Source organism: Thiocapsa sp., from assembly GCF_035467215.1.
Lineage (GTDB): Bacteria > Pseudomonadota > Gammaproteobacteria > Chromatiales > Chromatiaceae > Thiocapsa.
On record NZ_DATITZ010000183.1, the window covers coordinates 1 to 23,924 of the forward strand.

The following is a 23,924-nucleotide window of genomic DNA, read 5'->3' on the forward strand; positions in this document are numbered from 1 at the left end:
CCCAATTTCGCCGAGTTCCGAGATGCAATCACCGACTGCCTAAAACAAACGCACACTACGCACAAGAAGGAGCTGGACTCTTTACTCACGCTGAAATTCCAGGCATTCAAGAAATGCGAGCTTGTCCCTATATGAGGTATAGCACAATGAAGAAAGGTAACGCACCGCAGGCGGTACCCTGGTGCGCCAAAGGACCAGAGAGGGCAATCATCTCATTACACCGGCTCCACGTGCCGGTCGATCCCAGATGACAGGAACCCGCCCTGCCCTGCTCCACCCATACCTTCCGGCTCCGCACTCGGCGAGATCAGACCCCGGCAGCCGACTCCTCCAGCACCACGCGCAACGGAACCGACGCGGTGTGCTGCCGCCCCGAATCCGCACACCGAGAGGAGGCCATGACGTGTACCCCGCCGATCGACGCCGCCCTCGCCTACTACGAAGACCAGGCAAACGCCTTCTTTGCTGTAACCGTCAAAGTCGACGTTACCCCCTGTCCGCCCGCTTCCTCGCCCAAGTTCAGTTCGGTGTGCATTTTCCTCGAAGCCGGCTTCGGAGCGGGACGTGATGCTCCGGCCTTTCGGCGTACCGTCTTGCCACGATTGGATGTCATCTCCCCCGAAAGTCTTGGCGAATGGGATGGGTCATGTTCAAATCGGTCACGATCGACTCGTGAAACCCGTTGGGTCGGCGTTTCCCTCACCGCATCGCCAGACCAAACCGGAGAGCAACAGCCATGAACCCAGAGACCATCACGCTCGTCAAAGACTCCTGGGCGACGGTGGCGCCCATATCGGAACAGGCTGCGGGACTTTTCTACGGGCGCTTGTTCGAGATTTATCCCGAGGTCAGGCCCATGTTCAAGGGCGATATGAAAGAGCAGGGCAATAAGCTTGTCGTGATGCTCACCACCGTCGTAAACGCCCTCGACAATCTCGATCCCTTGATCCCGACCATCAAGAAGATGGGCGCACGCCATGCCGGCTACGGGGTTCATGACGGCGACTACGCAAAGGTCGCCGACGCCCTGCTGTGGACCCTTGGTCAGGGCCTCGGCGATGATTTCACCCCCGAGGTGAAGAACGCTTGGGTGTGTGCTTATAGCGCCTTGGCCGACACCATGAAGGCGGGCGCCGCCGAGGCCACCTGACCCACGCAGTCCTCAGCGGGGACGGCGGATTCGGAATTCAGCCCGTGCAGTGACGCATGGACATGCGCCGGTAGCCGGCCGCTCCGATGAGCGTGATGCCTCACATTGCAATGGCGTGACCCGCGTAGAGCGCATCGACCTCCGTCTTGTAACGCTGGAGGACCTCCTCGCGTTTCACCTTCATCGTCGGCGTCACGAGGCCATGATCGACCGTCCAGGGCGTGAGCAACAGCTGGACGCGGCGGATTTGGGCGTGCGCCGGGAAGTCGCGCAGCAGATGCGCAAGACGCTCGATGACGACCCGCTTGACTCGCCGTTCTTGGAGTGTTCTCGGATCTGCCGGATCCGAGGAGAGTTCTCTCGCCAACGATTTCCAAGCCTCCGGCTCCAGCACCAGGAGCGCGGTCACGAACGGCTTACCCTCCCCGACGACCAGGGCCTGATCGAAAAGCGGATCGGCGGTGATGATCCGCTCCAGGTCGCCGGCCGCAAGCTTCTCTCCTGACGACATCACCAGGATGTCTTTGATGCGCCCACGGATATAGATCCGCCCTTCGCGCATCTCCGCGATATCCCCGGTATGCAGCCAGCCGTCCGGGTCGACCGCCTGCCGCGTCTCCTCCGGTCGCTTCCAATAGCCCAGCATCACGCCGGGACTCCGCGCCAGCAACTCCCCGTTGGCGGCAAAGCGCACCTCGGCGCCCGGAATGGGCAGACCTGCCGAGCCAGGCACGTTGTCCTCCGTGCGGTTACCCGCGATCGTGGGGGATGCTTCGGTGAGGCCGTAGCCTTCGAGCAGATTGAGTCCAAGCCCGATGAAGCACCGTGCCACCGGCTCCGAGAGCGGTGCGGCACCGCTGATCGCAATCCGCAGGCGTCCGCCCAGCCGGGCCAAAACCTTGTCGGCGACCAGAGGCCGCAGCAGTCGCCACAGGATCCGATCGGCGAATCCAAGATCTGCGGCACGGCCTTGCCCGGCAAGGAAACGGCGCCAGCCGATGGCGACCGCCTTACGGAACAGCGCCCGGGCGATCCGCCCCTCCTGCGCGAGCTTGGCCTGAATCCGGACATAGGCCTTCTCGTAGACGCGCGGCACGGAGATGAGTGCTGTCGGACGGATCGTCATCAGGTCTTCGCCCAGTGTCTGTAGCGAGCGTGCATAAACCACACAGCTGCCCGCCATCATCGGGAGGTAGTAGCCGAGGGTTCGCTCGAAGGCATGGGACAAGGGCAGGAAGGAGAGCAGGATGTCGTCGTGGTAAGTCGGCACCGTCTCGAGTTGGGCCGCCGCATTCCAGAGGATGTTGCGGTGGGACAACATGACGCCCTTGGGACGACCGGTCGTGCCGGACGTATACACCAGGGTCGCCAAATCGCTGGGATCCGCGTCATGATCAGCCGGTACTGACCCCTCTCGGGTCAGCCAGTCGGCCGCGCAAACAACGTTCGGAGCCGGTTCGAAACGCGCGTCCGCGCACGCGGCGTCTTCCAGGCAGATAACCTGTCGCAGCTCCGGAAAGGCCGATCTCCAGGACTCCAACATCCGCCATTGATTCAGGCTGCCGACAAAGAGTGCCTGACTCCCGGAATCGGCCAGGATGTAGGCGATGTTCCCCGGACTGTCATTGGGATACAAGGGAACCACCACTAACCCGAGCGCCAAAGCCGCCTGCTCGTAGCCGACCCACTCGACACAATTGCGCAGCTGCACCGCCACGCGCGCGCCGGGTGCCAGGGTCAGGTTGGAGAGCGCGCGCTGCCAGCAGCCGACGCGCTCGGCCATCTCGCCCCAAGTCAGGCTCGACCAATGGCCGCGTATCTCGTCGAACTGTCGGTAGGCGGTGAGATCCGGGGTGCGGGCAACCCGCTCCCGGAAGAGACCCGACAAGGTTCCGGCCGTTGCGACCGGAATCAGGTCAGCCTTGCGATCCGGCTCCGTCTTCATCTCGCACCCTCCCCAAGCCAAGCCGGGGCGCCAAGCCACCTTCGGTCTTATAGAACCGCGAGGTGACTCGCGTCTCTACTCACAAGTATCGAACAGGAGGGGGAAACCGGCCAGCGTCGGGGCGCCGGTTTGAAGCCTTCTTTGGAGGGCGGCCGAGGGCGGATCGTCGTCCAGCTTTAGGCGCACCCTGACGATCCGAATCTCAACCGGATTGGCTATCGAGCCACCGGTCGCATGACAAGATCGTGGTCGGCCACCGTGGGCCATGAGCAGTCAGCAGCAAAAACCGGTCCAATGCCGACGCGGCGATTGCCGACGCGGGCTCCCGGCCCAACCCGAAGGCTGCGAAGGAGGCAGCGGGAGCGGGGTTCCCGAGGCGAACCGGGTCGCGCGCGAGGACGCAAGATCGCGCAGACGCTCGACCCGCTCGGCCGTCGGCGGATGGGTGCGCAACAGCGAGGGCTCGGGCAGACGTCGACCGGGCAACCAGTTGCTCCCAGGAGGCGCGCCCGGTCTGCTCCAGCTTCACCAAGGCCGAGGCCAAAGCGAGGGGATCGCCCGACAGCTCCACCGCGCCGCGGTCGGCCTCGTACTCGCGACAGCGCGACAGCGCGAGCTGCACCAGCGTGCTGAAAGTCTGCGCGGACAGCAAGATCAGGATGGGAAACCGTTTCCTGGAGGATCCGGCGAAACGTGACCCGGGCTGTACGGCGAAGGGCGCGATCGCGCGCGCACTGGTCGCGCTGGACAGTCAGGACGCAGGCTTCTACATCGCCGGTATCGCCTATCGTCAACCCGAGCCGGTGTGGGGCGGCAGCGTCGACACGGCCGTTGATCTGCGGGTGAGCTGCGCCATCGGTCTCGCGGCCACGAGCGATCCGCGTGCCCTGATCTACCTGGTCGACCTGCTCCACGACCCGGAGCCGCATGCCCGCAGCGGCGCGGCGCGTGCGATCGCCTGCACGCAACCCTTGGCGGCCGAGGCGGTGCTGCGCTCCAAGGCGCTCGGCGGCGATCCGGAGCCGGAGGTCACGGGCGACTGTCTCGCCGCACTCTTGCATGTCGCTGGAGAGGATGCCCTCGACTTTGTCGGCGGTTTTCTTGTCACGCCGAGTATGGAGATCAACGGCCTCGCCGCACTCGCGCTCGGGGAATCGCGGCTCGACGACGCCTTGGAACTGCTGCGCGCCCGTTGGGATGCCGAGCCCTTCAAGCGCAGCGCCGAGCATCTGCTGCTGCGGGCGGCGGCGTTGCACCGCAGCGAGGCGGCACTCGACTGGCTCGTCTCGATTCTCGCGGACGCGGATCGCGCAAGCGCCGAGGTCGCGATCGCCGAGCTGGGCGTCTATCGCAACAATGCTCGGCTGCGGGCTCGCCTGGACGCCGTGATTGCCGAGCGTGACGATCCGCGACTGGGCGCAGGCTATGCCAAGGCCTTTCCGCCTGCGACGCCGGGGCCGTAGCACGCCCCGGCATCGAGCGCTATCGGCCGCTCGTCTCCACCGCAGCAATCCCATCCTCCGACCGATCCTTCACGGGAACCGGCTTCCAAACAAACCCATCAAGCGCATAGCCGAGGACCATCGACTTTCCGTCGACGGAGACCAGGATCTCGACCTTCTCGGGCGAACGGATGGTCCGATTCTCGACCGCCTTGATCGACTCCGGAAAGCTCTGCTCCAAGTCGCGGCAGACCAGCTCCGCGTCTGGGCCAATGTCGCCGATTTCCGGTGGATCGGGTATGCACATGGCCATGCCTTCGAACGTCGCGAACGACAGGCAGGCAATCAGGGGTAGCTTCGTCATGGTCGTGTCCTCCTCGTCGGTGGTCGACAGATCCCGCCGTCCGAGTCCGACGATGCTTCATCGAGCTTGCCGAACTGCGGGGGTTGTCTTAAGGCTTAGGCGAATCGGCACACATTATCCTGACGAAAAAACGCCGAAAGTCGGATGATTCCCCGCCGGGCATTTCGTCGTTTCTCCGTCGGCTAAACTCAGACGCATGAGCAAGCCCGAAACTGCGTCCGAGCCTACGCCGAACCGGCCGGGTACCGGCACCTTCCTCGACACGGTGAAAAGATTCCGCCATTCGTCCCGAATTCGCGACGGACGCCCGGGCGGAAACCTATTCCATGACGGACCGGGACCAACCACATCGGCTCGCCTCAACCCTGGCGAGATGAGGCCTATGACCGCAGCAGACGAATCCTTAGGACTGACCGCCTTCGAGCTATGACCCATCCAACCTCGCCAAACACGCCCGACGACTTCGCCCGCTCTTGGGACGCGCGCTACGAAGGCGCGACAGCGATCCCCAAACCGGCCCTGGTGTTGCGCCAATGGCCGCACTTGATCCCCGAGGGAGGCAGCGCCCTCGACTTTGCCTGCGGACTGGGCGGCAGCGCACTTTGGCTGGCCGAGCGGGGTTTCCGGGTCTCGGCATGGGACCTGTCCACCACCGCCATCGCGCGACTCCGGGAGGCGGCGCGCCTACGAGGACTTCACCTCGATGCCCGGGTCCGCGACCTGATCGCCCTGCCGCCGAGTCCCGAGAGCTTCGACCTGATCCTGGTCGCAAACTTCCTGGATCGGGATCTGGCCCCGAGTATTGCCGGTGCGTTGCGTCCCGGCGGTCTGCTCTTCTATCAGACCTTTGCGCGGGAATGCCGAGGCGGCCACGGCCCCACCAACCCGGCGTATCGCCTTGCCCGCAACGAGCTGCTTACACTCTTTCCCGACCTGACCATCCGCGCGTACCGAGCCGAGGGCCGACTCGCCGCACCCGAGAGCGGTTTGAGCGACCTGGCCTTGATGGTCGCCCAAAGGACCTGAGAGGCAACGTCCGACATGAGCCCGCGACTGCACATCCGATTGCTGGGCGATTTCACGGTGGAGCAGGACGGCGCGCCCGTCACGCTGCCGACCCGCAAGACCGCTGCACTCCTGGCCATCCTCGCGATGCCGCCGGGCGCCCTGATCACGCGCGAGCGCCTCGCCGACCTGCTCTGGTCGCGCAGCGCCGAGGCCCAGGCCCGCGGGAGTCTTCGTCAAGCCGTCGCCCAGCTTCGCAAGTCGCTGGAGGACGACTCCGGCACCTTGATCCAGGCCGTCGGGCCGGGCCTTCGCCTTGCGTCGCCGGGGGTCGAGGTGGATGCGGTGACGCTGGAGCAGGCGCTGAGCGCAGGATCCCCGGCCGACCTGGCACTGGCCGAGCGGCTGTATCGGGGCGAATTCCTCGCGGGACTCACGATCGAGGAGGCACTTTTTGAGTATTGGCGCGCCACCGAGGCGGAGCGACTGCGGCGACGTCTGCTGCGCGGGTTGCAGGCGCTGCTTGCGCACCATGTCGACCGGGGAGACTTGGAGGCGAGTCTCGATCTGGGCGAGCGCTTGGTTCGGCTGGAACCACTCGCCGAAGAGACCTATCAGGCCTTGATGCGCCTGCATCTCTCTGGCGCGATTTTCCCGATGGACTCTGGCCCGGCTGAACCTAAACCGCGTCAGCTCCGACAGTTGTCGGAGTTGGCGCGGCCAAGTCAATCCAACAAACGACGCACACCGCACCGGGCGCGGTTTAGATCAGAAGTACTGACAATGATCCGCCCGTGCGGCGATCTCCTGGAGAAAGACGCCCGGATCCATGATCCCGTCCGCCTCGGGCAAGAGGTCGTCTTCGACGACATCGAAGGTCATGGCGGCCAAGCAACAGCCGTGCAGCCGGACGTGGCCGGTAGCGGATCCCCGTCGCGTTTCAGCCGTTGCTTCAGCCAGTCCTCGCGGTAGGCATAACGCGGATCCATCCGACACTCGCGCACGCCCTCGGGCGTGAGCAGGCGCACCGACCAGATGTAGCGCTTGAATCGTTGCGGATGACATGATCTCGACTCCCGACGCCGGGTGTCGCGGGGGCCCCGGCGGCGTTTGGCGTTGAAGGGAGAACCGGGATTCGGGCGGCGACGCAGTCTCGGCGGCGGCGACCGTTTCAAGCGGCCTGACGTTCGCGCGGTTCGGCGGCTCGTGCCAGAAGCGCACGCGCACTCGCGCTGTTCGGCTTCAGATCCGTCCGCTCGGCAATCAGCGCCTGCGCCAAGGCGAGCTGCCCGTCCCGCAGCGCGGCCTCGATCAGGGTCAGGTCGATGAGATCCCGCTGGGCATGGCTGCCGCCGAACCGATTGGCCCGATCCCGAACCGGCCGCAGCAGGCGTACCGTCTCGGCATAGTCGCCCTCGCCGAAGGCCTGGATCGCGCGGGTGACAGGAGACCCGATCTCGCGGACGAAGAAACGGTTGTCGCCCGAACCGACGAGCGCGTGCGTTTGTGCCGCGAAGACACGCTCGGCGGCCGCTCGCCGCTGCGCACCCGTGAAGGCCATCATGGCGTGGGCATCGTTGAAGGCGTAGTTGCCCGCGTCTGCGATCGGCTCCCAGCCATCGGCCACGGCCTGCCAACGCTCCCCGAGCGGAATGCCCCGAAGGCTCAGGCGCCACAAGAGCGCGGAGGCGTCGATCATGTCGAGCACGACCCGGGAGCGCGGTCCATAGATGGGCCCGTCGAAAAGCCGCAGGACCTCGTCGACCTCGCCCAGATCCAGGTGATAGAGCGCCAGGTGCCACCAGTTGTGCACCGCAAAGCAGTTGTCGACGGACCAGGCGCCGCTCATGGGGAGGCCGAGGGCATCGTTTCGGGTCATCGCAATTCCTCCTCGCTCGGGGTCGTCTATAGGCTGATCCACCGGAATGCTCCGGTGTTGAGAAGAGCCTACGTCGCGCCCGTCATTCGGCCGTGAAACCGGCGTGAAAGATGAGGCAAAAATGCGGACAACCGACGGCGCAACTTCGGTGCAGCGGCGCCTGCGCCCGACGCGAAGGCACCGCCTTCAACCCGCCGGAAGCGGCAGCGCACCCTCGACCGTGAAGAGATCGACCGGAAGAACGTGCAGCTCCGGCTCGGTCTCGGATTCGAGCCATCGCGGATGCGACACGAGAAGCACGGGCGAACGGAACCGAAAACGTCCGTTTCGACGTGCGCGACCCATTTTCAAGAGCGGGATGGGTACGACTTCATCGTCTCATTCGATGCGGTGCATGACCAGAAGGACCCGCAGGATCTGCTGCGCCGCCTATAGGGTACGCTGCGCCCCGGCGGGGTCTATCTCATGCAGGACATCGGCGGCTCCATGCACCTGGAGAAGAATCTCGACTTCCCGATGGCATCGCTGCTCTACACCGTCTCCTGCATCCACTGCACGCCGGTCTCGCTCGGTCAGGACGGAGAGGGACTCGGCACCATGTGGGGCTGGGAGACCGCGGAGGCGATGTTGCGCGAGGCAGGCTTCGCGGAGATCGAAAGGCATGTGCTGCCCCACGACCCGATGAATGTCTGGTTCGTCTCCCGACAGGGTTGAGGAGCGACCAATCGCGACCCGATGCCGCCGGCTCGGCGCCACGCGCGACGCTGCATGCGGGCGCGCAACCGGATGCTTCCACACCCGATGCTTGCGACCGCCGGACCGCGTGCACTGCAACCGCGGCGACGCTGTGCGAGAATCCTCGCCCTGTCGTCGTCGCGAGGTAATGCCGTCCATGCACCCGGTGGCCCTGAACAAGATGCCGTCTCCGCTCGGCCCGCCGCTGCCCGGTCGACCCGGCGAGCGCCTGCTGTGGGGGCGGCTGTACGGCGGGAGCGTCGCGCTTGCGATCGCCGAGGCCGCTCGCGCGCATGAGGGGCTGATCCTCGCGGTCGTTCCTGACGTCCAAGCCGCCGCCCATCTGCGCGCCGAGCTCGGATTCTTTTTGGCCGGAAGCGGCCTCCCGCTGTTGGTCTTCCCGGACTGGGAGACCCTGCCCTACGACGTCTTCTCGCCACTTCCCGAGCTGGTCTCCGAACGGCTCTTGACGCTGCACCGCTTGCCGGGGCTCGACAAGGGCGTATTGGTCGTCCCGGTCGCCACCCTGATGCAGCGCTTGCCGCCGCGCGAATATGTGGACGGCCAGTCTCTGGTCCTCGCCGTCGGGGATCGGCTCGACCTGGATGCGACCCGGCGCCGACTGGAGCGCGCCGGCTATTCCTGCGTCTCCCAGGTCATCGGCCACGGCGAATATGCGGTGCGCGGCTCCTTGCTCGACGTCTTCCCGATGGGCAGCGAGGTCCCGCTGCGGATCGACCTCTTCGACCAGGAGGTCGAGACCATCCGGACCTTCGACCCCGAGACGCAGCGCTCGCAGGAGAAGCTGGAACGGGTGCGGATGCTGCCGGCGCGCGAGTTCCCGCTGACCGACGAGGCGATCTCCGGGTTTCGCCAACACTATCGGGCGAGCTTCGAGGGCGACCCGCAGGCCAGTCTGGTCTATCGCGAGGTGTCGGAGGGGCGCACGCCGGGCGGGCTGGAATACTATCTGCCGCTGTTTTTCGAGACGACCGCGACACTCTTCGACTATCTGCCCGTGGGCGTCCTGGCCCTGGAGTCCGACGCCTGCCGCGAGACCGCGACGACCTTCATCGCCGGCGTCGCCCAGCGCTACGAGCAGCGTCGTCACGACATCGAGCGCCCGCTCCTGCCGCCGGCCAAGCTCTATCTGCACCCCGACGAGATGGCCGGGGCGCTCAACCGGCTGTCGGGCGTCCTCTATCAGTCACCGGAGGTGCCGGAGCGGCGCAAGGGCTACGCGGCTTTCCACAACTTCGCGACCACCACCCTGCCCCCGCTCGCCATTCAGGCGCGCGCGGCCCATCCCGCGCAAGCCTTGCAGGACTTCCTGAGCGCGCCGGGACGTCGGGTCCTGTTCGTCGCCGAGAGTACCGGACGACGAGAGATGCTCGCCGAGCACTTGGCCGGGTTCAATATCCGCGCCCGTCAGGTCGATGGCTGGCAAGCCTTCATCGACGGCGATCTCGACCTGGCGTTGACCGTCGCCCCGTTGGAGCGCGGACTGCTGCTGGAAGACCGCGGCATCGCCCTGGTCACCGAGACCCAGCTCTACGGCGAGCGTGTGCGCCAGGAGCGTCGGCGCCGAGCACGCGAGCGCGACAGCGACGCCATCGTGCGCAACCTCACCGAGCTGACCGAGGGGGCGCCGGTCGTGCACGAGGAGCACGGCGTCGGACGCTATCTGGGGCTTCAGACCCTGCAGGTCGGCGGCATGACCACCGAGTTCCTCGCGCTCGAGTATGCCAACGGCGACAAGCTCTATGTGCCGGTCAGCTCGCTGCATCTGATCTCGCGCTACACCGGGGCCTCGCCCGAGAACGCGCCCCTGCACCGGCTCGGCGGCGAGCAGTGGGACCGGATCAAGCGCAAGGCCGCGCAGAAGGCGCACGACGTGGCCGCCGAGCTGCTCGACATCTATGCACGGCGCGCCGCCCGCGAGGGTGTCGCCTGCCCGGCACCGGGCGACGACTATGCCGCCTTCGCCGCCGCCTTCCCCTTCGAGGAGACGCCGGATCAGCTACGCGCCATCGAGGGCGTGATCGCGGACATGGAGGACGCCAAGCCGATGGATCGGGTGGTCTGCGGCGATGTCGGCTTCGGCAAGACCGAGGTCGCCATGCGGGCGGCCTTCATGGCCGTGCAGGGCGGACGGCAGGTTGCCGTACTGGTGCCGACCACCCTACTCGCCCAACAGCATTTCGAGAACTTCTCCGACCGTTTCGCCGACTGGCCGATCAAGATCGAGAGCCTGTCGCGGTTCCGCACCGCGAAGGAGCAGAAGAAGGTGCTGGAAGGTCTGGCCGACGGCACGGTCGATATCCTGGTCGGGACCCACAAGCTCCTGCAACCCAATCTGAAGTTCAAGAATCTGGGACTGGCGATCATCGACGAGGAGCACCGCTTCGGGGTTCGCCACAAGGAGCAGCTCAAGAACCTGCGCAGCGAGGTCGATGTCCTCACGCTCACCGCCACGCCCATCCCGCGCACCCTCAACATGGCCATGTCGGGCCTGCGCGATCTGTCCATCATCGCGACACCGCCGGTGGAGCGGCACCCCATCAAGACCTTCGTCAGCCCCTGGAACGACGGCCTGATCCAAGAGGCGGTGCTGCGCGAGCTCAAGCGCGGCGGTCAGGTCTACTTCCTCCATAACGAGGTGGAGACCATCGAGAATCAGGCGCAGAAGCTCGAGGCCCTGATCCCGGAGGCACGTGTGCAGGTCGCGCACGGGCAGATGCGCGAGCGTGACCTCGAGCGGGTGATGCGCGACTTCTATCACCAGCGTTTCAACCTGCTCGTCTGCACCACCATCATCGAGAGCGGCATCGACGTGCCGAGCGCCAACACCATCGTCATCAACCGGGCCGACAAGCTCGGTCTGGCGCAGCTGCACCAGCTGCGCGGACGCGTCGGGCGCTCGCATCATCGCGCCTACGCCTATCTGATCACGCCGCCGACCAAGGCGATGACGGCGGATGCCAAAAAGCGCCTGGAGGCGATCGAGTCCATGGAGGATCTCGGCGCCGGCTTCACGCTCGCGACCCATGATCTCGAGATCCGCGGCGCGGGCGAACTGCTCGGCGACGAGCAGTCCGGCCAGATCCACGAGGTCGGCTTCTCGCTCTACATGGATCTGCTCGAACGCGCAGTCCAAGCGCTCAAGGCCGGTCGCACGCCCGAGCTCGATCGACCGCTCAGCCACGGCGCCGAGATCGACCTCGGCCTACCCGCCCTCCTGCCGAGCGACTATCTGCCCGACGTGCACGCACGTCTTGTCATGTACAAGCGGATTGCGAGTGCCGCCACGGCCGGCGATCTCAGGGAGCTTCAGGTGGAGATGATCGACCGTTTCGGTCTGCTGCCCGAGCCGGCCAAGAACCTGCTTGAGATCACCGAGCTAAAGCTTAAGGTGCAGCCCTACGGCATCCGCAAGATCGAGGCAGGGCCGGCGAGCGGACGGATCCTCTTCGAGGAGACGCCCAGCATCGACCCCGGCAACCTGATCCGCCTGATTCAGCAGAAACCAAAGGAATTCAAGCTCGACGGTAGCGACAAGCTGCGGTTTTACCGCGACATGGCCGAGCCGCAACGACGCTTACGGCAGGTGAACGAGGTGGTTGCGCAATTGGTCGGCGCAGGTTAGACGGGGGCACTTGAGTCGCAACCTATGCGTAGGGGAGAGCACGTTTTCCACCCGGCCTTCGCCCGCCTGTGATGCCGAGGCACAACGCCAAGGTGCCGCCTGTTGTAGGCACCTGGACGCATCGAGGTATTCTCAAAGCCTTGCGGGCGGTCGGCGTTGCTTCGGGTCTGGTTGGGCAAAATATTTTCGACAGGTGCTGACTTGGATCATTGCAGTTCCCCACCGACCTACCTACCTTTATGAGCACGTCAACCGCGCGTGATCCTGTGATTCGGATGTGTCGCGTGGCCGATATTACCCTCAACATCGAGATCTCGATGTCAATGGAGCATGTCATATCGGCGCTGCCGCAATGCTCCACTTCAAGGAAGAAACCTCCATGCCCCGATTGATTCCCTACCCTCTTACATCTCGCAGCCCCGGTGCCACGTTTCGCCGGCTCTCGCCGCACTCTGCCACGCCGCCCTAGCCTTTCATATAGCCTTTCATATAGAAGGATCAGTCCATGCAGCGTATAACGGCTCGTGGCTTGGCCGTGCGAGAGCGCGTCGGTGTCATCCCGATCATCGGGGTAACCCTGTCGGCTTTCAGGACATCACTCATCCATCACAGAGATTCCGGAGACTGCGAGTAGTGTTCGGGCGTTGAACTCGACCGTTTCGGTCATCGCGAGAAAGATCACCATGAACATTCGCCCAAAGGTACAACAGGAACGAAACGTTATGCGACGTGCCAAGAATGCCTCGATGTCAGTCACCCTCGCATTCGTTGCCGGGTTCACTGCTATGTCGACCGCGTCGGGCAACAGAGCGATCGACGCACCTAACACTCCAAATCAGGGCGTGGAGCTTCAGACCAAAACGGCGCAGAGCGCAGATTTGCGAGCCATTCCATCGGAAAAAGCCGAGGCTCATCGCGAGTTGTTGGATCAAGCTCAATCCTTTGGTCGAATCCCGGTCATCGTCAAGCTCAAGACCTGGGCACAGCCCGAATCAATGCTCGACGATGCCGGAATCGCGCAACAGCGAGAAGCGCTCTCGATGGTGCAACAGCGCGTCCTGGATGAATTGTCCTCGACGAGCGGGCGGGATCAAGCAGCCATGGGCATCAAGCGCTTCGCTCTGACGCCTGCATTCGCAATGCAGGCGAGCGAGTCCGACATTCTGGAGCTTCTTGCGCATCCCGACGTTCTCGATATCGTCGAGGACAGCATCATGCTCCCCTTCCTCATGGACAGTGTTCCGCTGATTGGCGGACTCGATGGCTCCTTCCGCGGATACACCGGCCAAGGCCAAGTCGTCGCCATTCTGGATACGGGCGTGGATAAAAATCACCCCTTTTTGAGAGGCAAGGTGGTTTCGGAGGCATGCTACTCGTCGAATGTCCCGGCGCTCGGCGCGACTTCGCTCTGCCCGGGGGGCGTCTCCGAATCCACTGCCAGTGGTTCCGGAGTCAATTGTCCGGTCACCTTAGACGGTTGTGATCACGGCACCCACGTTGCGGGAATTGCCGCAGGGCGAAGCGACAGCGTTTCCGGTGTTGCCAGAGACGCAGGCCTTATCGCCGCTCAAATATTTTCTCGTTTTAATTCCGTCAGCTTCTGTGGAAGCACAGATCCTTGCATTGCAGCTTTTACATCCGATTCCCTCCGTGCGTTGGAACAAATGTACCTTCTCAGAACCAGTCACCCAATCGCGGCTATCAATATGAGTCTCGGAGGCGGTGCATTTACAGACCCCTGTAATGATGATGCCAGGCGCCCGATTATCGACCAGCTGCGAACCGCTGGCATTGCAACCGTCGCTGCCAGTGGAAACGAGGGCTACATCAACGCGATCAGCGCACCCGCATGCGTTTCGAGTGCGATCAGTGTTGGAAGCACATCGAAGGCGGACCAGATTTCGATCTTCTCCAACAGCGCTTACTTCCTCGATCTACTGGCGCCCGGAGAATCCATTTATTCAGCGGTCCCGGGCACGGGCTACGCTTCAAAAAGCGGAACCTCGATGGCGACACCTCACGTCGCCGGAGCTTGGGCGGTGATCAAATCGGCCCAACCTGCCGCAGACCCCGATGCTATTCTGAACACGCTCAAATCGACCGGGGTAGCTCTAACCGATGTCAACGACATCACGACGTCTCGGATCCAAGTTGATCGCGCAGTCGATGAGATCGCGGGACCACAAGCGACCATCAATACCGCTGTCCTGCCCTACGCCCGTGCCGTCGCGATCGCCGAAACCGCCACCGCCTTCGCGAGCGTCATCAACAGCGGGAGCCTGACAGCCATCGGTTGTTCCATCGCACTGCCAAGCGGGATTCCGGCGACCTTCAGCTACCAAACCACCAGTGCAGCCAACGCGCTGATCGGAAATTCCAATACGCCGGTCGATATAACCCCGGGCGCGACCCAAGGCTTCGTCTTCGGCATCTCCCCGAGCCAAGCGATGGCCGCGACCGAGATCCCGCTGGTGTTCGACTGCGCCAACACTGCCCCGGCGCCGAGCAACCCAGGCCTTAATACCTTCATCCTCTCGGCTGCGGCGACCGCGCCCCCGGATCTGCTCGCCATCGGGGCAACCCCGAGCGGCGACGGCGTGGTGCGCCTGCCAAGCCACGACGGGACCGGTTTTTTCGCCACGGCGGCGGTGAACATCGGCAGTGCCGGGTCGATCACCGTCAGCGCCGACGACGGCGGGCGCGGTCTGCCGCTGAGCCTGCGGGTCTGCGAGACCACCGCGGTAGGGGAATGGATCGTCTGCGGCAACAGCCTGACGCGTTCAATCGGTGCCGATCAAACGGCGTATTACAGCGTTTTCGCGACCGGCACCGGTCAACCGATCGACTTCGATCCGGCCAACCACCGCCTCTTCCTGCGCTTCGCCGCAAACGGAACGACAGTGGGTGCCACCAATGTCGCGGTGACGGCGCCGTAGCTGCACCTTATGCGGCGAATCGCGAGCGCCGGTGCCCACCGGCGCGTCGCATCGGCTATCCTTGTGTGTTTACCGGAACTGCAGTTTGAAGCAGGAGTAACGATCTCCCGGCAGAGCCGGGGGATATCCCATCTTGGTGAAGGGTGCGCCGACATTTTCGGGAGAGTTGTCTATGTGGGTCGACTGGACACCCGCGCCAGCACGGGCGTTTGCCTGTCCGGTCTGCGGTTCGGACGGCGCCAAGCGCTCGGTGCTGGCGGTCGCGTCGCCGTTCGATAGCAAAGAGCTTTTGCGGCTCCACGCCTGTGATGTTTGCGGAACCCTCAGCTTTCCGGGGCTGACGCCCCCTGCCTACGAAGATGACGGAGTGGATGGGGATGTTGATGTATCCCTCTCGCAGGCCGCCATCAAGTTCTATGTCGAACAGGGTGCGGCGCCCGATACCATGGTCGAGCCTCTGTTTTGGTTCGATCACGCCGATATCGGGCGTTACGCGGAGGTTGGCTGCGGCTTCGGATTCGGTCTGGACTTTGCTCGCGAGGCACTCGGTTGGGAGGTACGCGGTTTCGATCCCTCGCCGCTTGCGCGCGCCGGGCGACGCCTGCTGAATCTTCCCGTCACGTCGAACTATCTCGGTCCCGAGACATTGCGCGGCGAGGCGCCGGTAGACGTGCTGTTGGCCTCCGAGGTCATCGAGCATGTTGCGGACCCCCACCGCTTCCTGAACGACATCACCCCCACCTTGGCCCCGGATGGCTGGCTGGTGATCAGCACCCCGAATGCCGCCGGGGTCAGTCGGGAGGCGTCTCCCGGTGCGCTGTTGCCGATTCTGACCCCCGGATATCACCTGGTGCTCTTCAGCGAGACGTCGCTGCGCCGTCTGCTCGAGGCACATGGCTTTGCGCAGGTCGAGATCCGAGCGTCGGAGACGAATCTGACGGCGCTCGCCTGCCGTCAGTCACGGCCATGCGACCTCTCTCGGACACTCGACCGGGCGCTCTACCGCGACTATCTGAAGCGCCGACTCGACGCTCTGGATCCGGACGAGCCGCTCGCGCATGGGTTTTCCGGGCGATTGATCAAGGAGTATCTCAACGCGGGCGACATCGAGGCGGCACAGGCGGAGCTTCAAGGCCTGACCGAGACCTATCGGCGTCTTTACGGTATCGATTTAGAGCGCCCCGAGACCGTCTTGGTCGAGCCGATCGAGATCACGAGTTTCGTGCGATTTGCCGTCGCGATCCCGGCGAATCTCTGTGGCCTGGCCTATCGGAGCGCCTTCATCGCGTTGCACCACGCGCATGATCCCGCGCGCGCGTTGGCGCGTTACGAGCTTGGCGAGCGGGCCGGAGTCGACCTGCAAAAGGCTTTGCAGTCGATAGGCTCCGACGACGGCGAGACCGAGCATCTCGTCGAGCTGTGCCGATTGGGTGCGCTCGAGTCTTCGATCCGCGTGGATCCATCCGAGACTCCGATGCGTTTGAAAGCCGCCCGCGGGGCATTCGTCGGAGCCAACGGCGGCGGGGCGAGCAGATGCCGTCGGTTCGAGATCGATCTGGAACGCTGTTTCGTCGATCTGGCATTCAACGGTGATTACACCGCAGCGAACGCCTTGGACGACGCGCGCCGCACGGAGTGGCCCGATGCGCCGGATGTACTCGACGCGCTCGGACTCGCGGCGCACGACCATGCGCGTTCCTGTCATGCGCGTGGCCTGCTTGCCCTGAACGATCGAAACGATGCGGAGGCGGCCCTTACTTGGTTCCGGGCTGTCGGCGAATATCTGCAAGCCTCGACTGCTGCCGGCAGCGCAGAACGAGACGACCTCGCACGCGCAATCGACATCGCCCTCCTGTCGGCCCAAGCCATTGCCGAGCCCGAGGCTGCAGCTCGCGCATGTGAAGAACGTTTGGCGGTCACGCCGTCGCCGGCCCCGCATGTCTTCGGTCTCTGCTGCGAGGCCTTTCAGCGTCTGGTCCATGGCGGAGCCTACGCTTCAGCGTCAACGCTTAAGCCCGCCATCACGCGGCAGCTGAACCTGGCACCCGAGTTGGTGACTGGCGAACTGGCGTTCGTGCTCGGCATTCTCGCCTTGAATCATGCGGCGGACCCGGCCGAAGCCTTCGGGTGGTTTTCGCGAGCGGCGCAGTTAACATCACCCGAGAGCTCGCTGAACACCCTCGCACTTTCCCACGCACGTCTGGCCGAGGCGGCAGCCGGCATCGGCGCAGACCCGCGCACCTCCAAGTAGCCTGAGCCACTCAGTAGGAAAGGATCGTTTATGGGATTGCGCGAGTTCCGTCAGACACTCACGAGGCGCCGACTCGGCAACTTCATCGAGCACCGAACCTGTTGGATGCGTGTGCGGTTCGCGCGCAACCCGAGCTGGGTTGTCCAGCGCTGGTACGGCGACCGCGGGTTGGCTGAGACCAAGCGGATAGCCGTCTTCGTCCACTACGACGCCAAGGGACTCATACATCAGTACGTCCTTTTCTATCTCCAACAACTACGAGAAGCCGGCTACGATATCCTGTTCGTAACCAACAGCCGCCGGCTTTTGCCGTCGGCGGTCGAGGTGCTGCGTCCGCACTGCGCTTTGATCTTGCGGCGTCGCAACCGCGGCTACGACTTCGGGGCCTATAAGGATGCCATACGGGAGATCCCGGACGTCGCCGCGCTCGACAACCTCATCCTGGCCAACGACAGTGTTTACGGCCCCTTTCACTCCCTGAGCGATCTTCTGAGCGAAGCCGACCCGGCGCAAGCCGACATCTGGGGCGTCACCGATAGCTTTGAACATCACTATCATCTACAGAGCTATTTTCTTCTTTTCCATCGCGCCGCCTTGACTGCGACCGAGTTTCACCGCTTTTGGAGGGATGTCTGCTACACCCAGACCAAAGAGCTGGTGATCCACCATCACGAGATCGGCTTCTCGCGGCGAATGCTGGCAGCCGGACTGCAATTGGAAGCCCTTTATCCCTACCGCGCGGTAGCGATGGAGCTGATCGATGATCTGCAACGCCGCTGGCTAGACAATCCACACTGGGCCGCGCGGCTACCGCAGCGCGATTATCTCAAGTGGTTATTCGAGAACTTGATGGCCGGTGTGCCCGTGAATCCAAGCCACTTCTTCTGGGAGCCCTTGTTGCGTCGGCACGGCTACCCCTTCCTGAAACGCGAGCTGCTGACGCGTAATCCCTGCGGCGTGCCGCTGACCCAATATTGGGAGAGCGTCGTCCGCCAAGTCAGCGGATACGATACCCGCTTGATCTCGCGACATCTGCAGCACGTCCTGCGTAACCGTAGCATTTGAAGGGAAACCGCTACTCCCGAGGCGAGTCTGAGGCGATGATCACTGCTGAACCCGCGAAACGAACAGGGTTGTCGTTTAGGAGATGTTCGCCATGAAAGCAACGCAGACACCGATCCGCTCGGGCTTCGCCGCCCTGCTGATCGGGGCAACAAGCACGACCGCATTCTCCGGCACTTTCGATTCCGGAGCGGATCACGAAGACCTGCACCGGCGCGCAGCCGTTCACGACACCTGGATGCGTGAGCGCCTGATGCCGGCCGGCGGTGTCATGTCCGGACAGTTCACGGACGACACCTATACGCAGGTCAGGAGTTACGGTGGCGAGCGGGATCCCGCCATCTGGACCGGTGCCTATCTGGCCGCACAAGCCCTGCGTCTGCAGGTCACAGGAGCGGCCGATGCGGCCGATCAGGTCGCCGAGACGGTCAGGGTGCTGCACCGATGGTGGCGGATCTCCGGCGATTCGGGGTATCTCGCCCGGTTCGCGGCGCCGGCCGATAGTCCGGAGGCCGTCTTGGCGACCCTGCCTGCCGGAGATCCGGAGGTGATTCGCGACGTGCCATTCGAAGCTGCACTCTGGTACTGGCGTGGCCGGGTCAGTCGCGATCAATACCAAGGCGTGCTGCTCGGCATGTCGCTCGCTTACGAGGCGACATCCGATCCGGACATTCGTCAGCTCATCCGGGAAGATGTCGCCACCTTCGCCGAACAGCTGATGCGGCGCGACCGCAAGCGCGTGAAGGTCATCATCAACGGGTCGAGCAACTTCTCGACCACGCTCGAGCTACAGCATGCGGTCTATACCGACGACGAGACCCCGGACGGGATACCGATTCTCAACATTCGCACCAGTCCGTTCGAGGCCGAGGGCTCCGGGATGGTGGTGTTCTGGCCGAACCCGAGCGAGTTCGCGCGTCAGATTCCCGGCCTCGGATGGCTGCCCGATGTCATCCTGCCGAGTCAGGCGATCCAGCTTGCGGCGACCTTCCGGGTTGCGCTGCAGGTCACTGAGGGCGTTCCCGGTTACGAGGCGCGTTATGCGGCGCTGCTGGCGCATTATGACGAGCAGGTCGAAAACTGGCTCGACATCGCGACGGGTTGGGAAAACACCAACACATGCGGCGCCAGCTACCATGGCCTCAACGTCGCCTTCATGCCGATGTATCACTGGGTCAGACTGGAGGATGATCTCATGCGTCGCGCGCGGCTACAGCGCGATGTCCTGCGGGACGCGCTTTGGTCGGCGGTCGAGGACCACAAGAACGTTTTCTTCAGCTTTATCTATGCCTCGCAGGCGGCGCCCGAGGATTCAGTCGAGGCCGTGATCGAGGAGCATCTCGCCCAGCTCGCGTTGTTCCCGAACGCGCCGCAAACAGCCGAGCCGCTGGATGTACGCTGGAAATATCCAGAGGATCCCGAATGTCCCGGGCTGTCGGCTGTTGCCACCGATGTCGACGACCGAGCGGGCGCGACCTTCATTTGGGAGCGCCACCCTTGGACCTTGACCGATCCGGGGGCACCCGATGTGGCCTTTGCGGGTGTCGACTATCTGTTGGCCTACTGGCTCGGGCGTCAAGCCGGCTTCATCGAAGGGAGCGGACGCGTCACCGTCACGCAGAACGGTACGGGTCGAGGGACCGTGACATCGAGCCCGTCGGGTATCGACTGCGGCAGCATCTGCGAGGCCGAGTTCGATCTTGGATCGGAGGTTAGTCTCGCTGCCGTGGCGGCACCCGGCTCCGTGTTCACCGGGTGGTCGGGAGACCCATCCTGCCCCTACCTTAGTCCATTGGATGGAGAGACGAGCTGCATTGCAACCTTCGAGCCCCTACCCGCCGGCGCCACGACCATCCATGCGGCCGTGCTGCCCTTCGCCCGCGCCGTGAGCCTCGGCGAGTCTGCGACCGCCTACGCCAGTGTCATCAACAGCGGGGACAGCATCGCCACCGGTTGCTCGATCGCTCTGCCGGGCGGTCTCCCTGCAAGTTTCGGCTATCAGACCACCAACGCCGCCAATACCGCTACCGGCACGCCGGATACCCCAGTGGACATCGCACCGGGAGCCACCCAAGGTTTCGTCTTCGCAATCACGCCTCAGGGCGCCATGCGCGCCACCGAGATCGCCCCGGTGTTTGATTGCGCGAATACCGCTCCGGCACCCAGCCACGCCGGCCTCAACACCTTTATCCTATCGGCGGCGTCGACTGCGCCGCCCGATCTGGTTGCGATCGGTGTGACCCCGAGCGGTGACGGCGTGGTTCGAATTCCGGGGCGCGACGGCATCGGCTTTTTTGCCGTGGCGGCGGTCAATATCGGCAGCGGAGGGACGATTACCGCCAGCGCGGACGACGGCGGGCGCGACCTGCCGTTGAGCATCCGAGTGTGCGAAACCAATGCTGGCGGCGAGTGGATTGCCTGCGGCGACAGTTTAACCCGCACCTTTGCACCAGACGAAACCGTCTATTACACGGTCCTAGTTAGCGGCACCGGCCGGCGAGTTGCCTTCGATCCAGCTGCGAACCGGCTGTTCCTGCGCCTGCAGGCGGCCGGCATGACCGTAGGCGCGACCAACGTCGCGGTGACGACCCCGTAGGAAGGCCCGGGTGATCGGTCTTGGCGTGGCCGATCACCGTTTCTTCGTCTTCTCGCACTCCGCGCAGATGCCGTAGAGCACGAGCGAGTGATCCTCGATGCGGAAGTTGCGCTGCTCGGCGATCTTGGATTGGCGCTCTTCGATGATCGGATCGCAAAACTCCACGACCTTGCCGCATTTGATGCAGACCAGATGGTCGTGGTGGTCGCCGCTGTTGAGCTCGAAGACGGACTGGCCGGTTTCGAAGTGACGCCGGCACACGAGCCCAGCCCCCTCGAACTGGGTCAAGACGCGATAGACGGTCGCAAGCCCGATTTCCTCGCCGTTGTTGAGAAGCTCTTTGTAGACATCCTCGGCGCTCAGGTGGCGCTTGCCGCAGTTCTCGAGAATGGCGAGGATCGCGACCCGCGGCGCCGTGACCTTGAGACCTGCCTGTTTGATCTGCTCGATTTCCAAATCCCGTCTCCCCGTCTAAGGCAAGCCGCGCACCGCGCGCGGGCATGCCCGATTCGTTTTCTGATTCGTCGCCCCGATGATCGGATCCGGGCGCTGCTGTATCATGCCTGGGTTCATTGCAGATGCGCTGTTTTCAAGACATGCGAAACCTGGTTTATATCTCGATTCTCGGCGGACTGGTCGCGCTCGCCACGACCGGTTGCTCCCGTGACAAAAAACCCGAAGAGTACCGGGGCTCTGTCCTGGAGGATCTCCCGTTCGTCTACAAGATGACGGTGCAGCAAGGCAATATCATCACCGAAGAGATGGTCGATCGACTCGAGCTCGGGATGAACAAACGCCAGGTTCAGTTCCTTTTGGGTACGCCCCTGCTGACGGATTTCTTCCAGACCAATCGCTGGGACTACACCTACACCATCCAGCGCGGGCACGATCCCATGGAGATCCGTTACCTCACACTCTACTTCCAGGACGAAAACCTTGCGCGCATCGAGGGGGACATTCGCCCGAACCCCGCGCGCGCCGAGGCCAGAGCACCGCAGGAAATGGTCGTGACCGTGCCGGATTATCAGGAACGTAAAGGACTGGTCAAACGCAGTCTGGAAACGATCGGCTTAGAGCCGAAGGACTAGAAGCCTGCCGGACGAAGAAAGCGGGCCGATCGCAAAGGGTCCAGAGGATGTTCAGTAACGCTTCAAAAAAAACTGAGCCATTCCGGCTCATTCTCCCCCAACCCCTCTCCCACGAGGGGAGAGGGGCTAAGATGGATCACGTGTTATTGAACGGTTGCTTACCCGTCCAGGATAAGCCGCGGCTCAGGACTCGGCGCTCTGGTCGGCCTCCGCGCCGCCCTTGCGCATCGGCTTTCCCTCTGCTGCCCGTCGCTTGCGTGCTTCCTTGGGATCGGCAATCAAGGGACGATAGATCTCGACGCGGTCGCCATCGTCCAAGACCTGATCCAATTTGGCCGCTTTTCCGAAGATGCCGACTTGGTTGACCGCCAGATCGATCTCGGGGCATCTCGAGATGACCCCGGATTGCTCGATCGCCTCGCGGACCGTCGTTCCGATGCGCACCTCGAGTGGACGAAGGACTTGGTCGTTCGGACCGACATAGGCCACGGACACCTTCAGATACTCAGTCACCATAGACCTCTTCGGCGCGTCGGCAAAAGGCGTCCACCAGGGTGTTCGCGATCTGGTGAAACACGGCCCCGAAGGCCTTGTCGATCAGATGTCCGGAGAACTCGAATTCCAACTCGAGCTCGACCTTGGAGGCGTCCTCGCGCAAAGGGACGAAACGCCATCCGCCGACCAGTTTGCGGAACGGCCCGTCGAGCAGATCGATGTCCATCCGCCGGTCGCGCTCGAATCGGTTGCAGGTGCTGAAGGTCTGGCGAATCCCCATCCGGGCGACCTCGATCTGACCGCAGATCTTCTCGTCGGTCTCCGAGATGACGCGTGTCTTGTCGCACCAAGGCAGGAATTTGGGGTAGGAGCCGACATCGTAGACGAGATCGAACATCTGAGATGCCGAGTAAGGCACCAGCGCACTTTTTCTGACGATAGCCACAGCGAAACCGCGTCCAGAGTGAAAACCGACGTTTAGACAGAGCCTGCCCCCTCGAGGGCATCCGAAGCCGTGTGCGTGACGCGGTTTAGAGAATGAAAAGATCCGAATGTCGTCGCGCGACCACCGTTGATCCACGCCCGTCGACCCTCGCGTACGGGTCTACCGGGAGGCGAGCCGACGGAAACCGTCGCAGGTGATCTCGGCGCTTTACCCCAGCCCGATCCACTTCAAGACGCCCAGGGCATTCAAGAGCACGATGCCAACGGCAATGGGGGCGACGTAACGGATCAGCAACCACCACAGGCGGTAGAACCAGCCGTCGCCCATCTCCAGCTCATCGACGGAAGAGGCACGCGACAGCATCCAACCGGCGAAGATCGCGATCAGGACGCCGCCCAAGGGCAGCATGATGTTCGCTGTCAGGAAGTCGAATAGATCGAGAAAGCCCTTGCCGAAGATCTTGACCTCCGACCAGGCGTTCAACGACAGCAGACAGGCGATGCCCAGCAGCCAGACAGTCACGCCGCCCAGCACCGACGCACGCACCCGGCTGAAGCTTAGATTCTCGACCAGCCAAGCCACCAGCGGCTCCAAGAGGGAGATGGCCGAGGTCCAGGCCGCGAACAGCAAGAGCACGAAAAACAGGGCCCCGAAGAAGGCACCGCCCGGCATGTCTCCGAAGGCGATGGGCAGGGTCTGGAAGATGAGTCCCGGACCGCTGTCGGGCGCCAGGCCGTGGGCGAAGACGATGGGGAAGATCGCAAGTCCGGCCAGCAGGGCCACCAGGGTGTCGAGCCCGGCGATGATCATGGTGTTCTGTGCGATCGATGAGTCGCGTTTCAGATAAGACCCGTAGATCATGATGGCGCCCATCCCGAGACTCAG

Annotated in this window: 19 protein-coding genes; 11 read left to right on the forward strand and 8 right to left on the reverse strand. The window is 63.7% G+C overall.

Annotated features, from left to right (window positions below):
- Window positions 1-736: 736 nt before the first annotated feature.
- Window positions 737-1,150, forward strand: a complete 414-nt coding sequence (locus tag VLR48_RS10095; RefSeq protein ID WP_325291662.1) for a globin family protein — start codon at window positions 737-739, stop codon at window positions 1,148-1,150.
- 100 nt (window positions 1,151-1,250) lie between these two features.
- Here VLR48_RS10095 and VLR48_RS10100 read toward each other — a convergent pair whose 3' ends face one another.
- Both VLR48_RS10100 and VLR48_RS20260 read right to left on the reverse strand, forming a co-directional pair.
- Complete coding sequence (locus VLR48_RS10100; protein ID WP_325291663.1) at window positions 1,251-3,095, reverse strand: long-chain fatty acid--CoA ligase; 1,845 nt, start codon at window positions 3,093-3,095, stop codon at window positions 1,251-1,253.
- Between the two features lie 202 nt (window positions 3,096-3,297).
- Window positions 3,298-3,717 (reverse strand): M48 family metalloprotease, encoded by a 420-nt coding sequence (locus VLR48_RS20260; RefSeq protein WP_414718602.1) that lies wholly within the window; start codon window positions 3,715-3,717, stop codon window positions 3,298-3,300.
- Between the two features lie 37 nt (window positions 3,718-3,754).
- On the opposite strand from VLR48_RS20260, the gene VLR48_RS10110 reads away from it, so the two are divergent.
- Window positions 3,755-4,558 (forward strand): hypothetical protein, encoded by an 804-nt coding sequence (locus VLR48_RS10110; RefSeq protein WP_325291664.1) that lies wholly within the window; start codon window positions 3,755-3,757, stop codon window positions 4,556-4,558.
- A gap of 19 nt (window positions 4,559-4,577) precedes the next feature.
- On the opposite strand, the gene VLR48_RS10115 is transcribed toward VLR48_RS10110, so the two are convergent.
- Window positions 4,578-4,901 carry a hypothetical protein gene (locus VLR48_RS10115; RefSeq protein WP_325291665.1) on the reverse strand — a complete coding sequence of 108 codons (324 nt, stop codon included), beginning with the start codon at window positions 4,899-4,901 and terminating at the stop codon, window positions 4,578-4,580.
- 426 nt (window positions 4,902-5,327) lie between these two features.
- Between VLR48_RS10115 and VLR48_RS10120 the strand changes: the two genes are divergently transcribed.
- Complete coding sequence (locus VLR48_RS10120) at window positions 5,328-5,927, forward strand: class I SAM-dependent methyltransferase (protein ID WP_325291666.1); 600 nt, start codon at window positions 5,328-5,330, stop codon at window positions 5,925-5,927.
- Between the two features lie 15 nt (window positions 5,928-5,942).
- Entirely contained in the window at window positions 5,943-6,878 is a 936-nt protein-coding gene (locus VLR48_RS10125) for an AfsR/SARP family transcriptional regulator (protein ID WP_325291667.1), read from the forward strand.
- A 199-nt stretch (window positions 6,879-7,077) separates the two neighbouring features.
- Here the strand turns inward: VLR48_RS10125 and VLR48_RS10130 are convergent, their stop codons facing one another.
- Entirely contained in the window at window positions 7,078-7,785 is a 708-nt protein-coding gene (locus VLR48_RS10130; protein WP_325291668.1) for a hypothetical protein, read from the reverse strand.
- A gap of 465 nt (window positions 7,786-8,250) precedes the next feature.
- On the opposite strand from VLR48_RS10130, the gene VLR48_RS10135 reads away from it, so the two are divergent.
- From VLR48_RS10135 to VLR48_RS10160, 6 genes are all read left to right on the forward strand, one after another.
- Window positions 8,251-8,499, forward strand: a complete 249-nt coding sequence (locus VLR48_RS10135) for a hypothetical protein (protein ID WP_325291669.1) — start codon at window positions 8,251-8,253, stop codon at window positions 8,497-8,499.
- A 178-nt stretch (window positions 8,500-8,677) separates the two neighbouring features.
- Complete coding sequence (gene mfd / locus VLR48_RS10140; RefSeq protein ID WP_325291670.1) at window positions 8,678-12,166, forward strand: transcription-repair coupling factor; 3,489 nt, start codon at window positions 8,678-8,680, stop codon at window positions 12,164-12,166.
- Between the two features lie 683 nt (window positions 12,167-12,849).
- A complete protein-coding gene (locus tag VLR48_RS10145) occupies window positions 12,850-15,102 on the forward strand; it encodes a S8 family peptidase (RefSeq protein WP_325291671.1) in 2,253 nt (750 codons plus the stop codon).
- 367 nt (window positions 15,103-15,469) lie between these two features.
- The gene (locus VLR48_RS10150; RefSeq protein ID WP_325291672.1) at window positions 15,470-17,353 is read left to right on the forward strand and encodes a class I SAM-dependent methyltransferase; all 1,884 of its coding nucleotides are present in this window, start codon (window positions 15,470-15,472) and stop codon (window positions 17,351-17,353) included.
- A gap of 30 nt (window positions 17,354-17,383) precedes the next feature.
- Window positions 17,384-18,418, forward strand: a complete 1,035-nt coding sequence (locus tag VLR48_RS10155; protein ID WP_325291673.1) for a rhamnan synthesis F family protein — start codon at window positions 17,384-17,386, stop codon at window positions 18,416-18,418.
- Window positions 18,419-18,509: 91 nt separating this feature from the next.
- Window positions 18,510-21,011: a hypothetical protein gene (locus VLR48_RS10160; RefSeq protein WP_325291674.1), complete on the forward strand. Its 2,502-nt coding sequence runs from the start codon at window positions 18,510-18,512 to the stop codon at window positions 21,009-21,011.
- Window positions 21,012-21,044: 33 nt separating this feature from the next.
- Here the strand turns inward: VLR48_RS10160 and fur are convergent, their stop codons facing one another.
- Window positions 21,045-21,467 carry a ferric iron uptake transcriptional regulator gene (gene fur / locus VLR48_RS10165; RefSeq protein ID WP_325291675.1) on the reverse strand — a complete coding sequence of 141 codons (423 nt, stop codon included), beginning with the start codon at window positions 21,465-21,467 and terminating at the stop codon, window positions 21,045-21,047.
- Window positions 21,468-21,589: 122 nt separating this feature from the next.
- On the opposite strand from fur, the gene VLR48_RS10170 reads away from it, so the two are divergent.
- Window positions 21,590-22,099, forward strand: a complete 510-nt coding sequence (locus VLR48_RS10170; protein WP_325291676.1) for an outer membrane protein assembly factor BamE — start codon at window positions 21,590-21,592, stop codon at window positions 22,097-22,099.
- A 183-nt stretch (window positions 22,100-22,282) separates the two neighbouring features.
- Here VLR48_RS10170 and VLR48_RS10175 read toward each other — a convergent pair whose 3' ends face one another.
- The 3 genes from VLR48_RS10175 to VLR48_RS10185 form a co-directional block, all read right to left on the reverse strand.
- Window positions 22,283-22,615 (reverse strand): RnfH family protein, encoded by a 333-nt coding sequence (locus VLR48_RS10175; protein ID WP_325291677.1) that lies wholly within the window; start codon window positions 22,613-22,615, stop codon window positions 22,283-22,285.
- Window positions 22,605-23,039: a type II toxin-antitoxin system RatA family toxin gene (locus VLR48_RS10180; protein WP_007193316.1), complete on the reverse strand. Its 435-nt coding sequence runs from the start codon at window positions 23,037-23,039 to the stop codon at window positions 22,605-22,607. Before VLR48_RS10180 ends, VLR48_RS10175 begins: the two co-directional genes overlap by 11 nt.
- Before the next feature lie 207 nt (window positions 23,040-23,246).
- On the reverse strand, window positions 23,247-23,924 hold a 678-nt coding region (locus VLR48_RS10185; RefSeq protein WP_325291678.1), incomplete at its 5' end, for a sodium-dependent transporter.